The following is a 209-nucleotide window of genomic DNA, read 5'->3' on the forward strand; positions in this document are numbered from 1 at the left end:
TGGCAGATTGCAAGAAATAACTTGAACGAATTTAATGACGTAAATTAAGCAGGAAGATCTCGATTGGTGTGCGCCAGTTAAGACATTTAAGTGGCCGGGAATTCAGATACCAATTGATTTGAACCAGCTGGCGATCGCTCAGCTCTTCAATAGCTTGTCCCTTGGGAATAAATCGTCGCAAAACTCGGTTACGGTTCTCATTACTACCG

At 43.1% G+C, this 209-nt stretch carries 1 pseudogene; it reads right to left on the reverse strand.

From position 1 onward, the window contains the following. Positions 1–31: 31 nt before the first annotated feature. Positions 32–209, reverse strand: a pseudogene (locus tag QOS01_RS10565) (IS30 family transposase); the annotation flags it as partial.

The sequence above is a fragment of the Limosilactobacillus avium genome (assembly GCF_947381485.1).
Lineage (GTDB): Bacteria > Bacillota > Bacilli > Lactobacillales > Lactobacillaceae > Limosilactobacillus > Limosilactobacillus avium.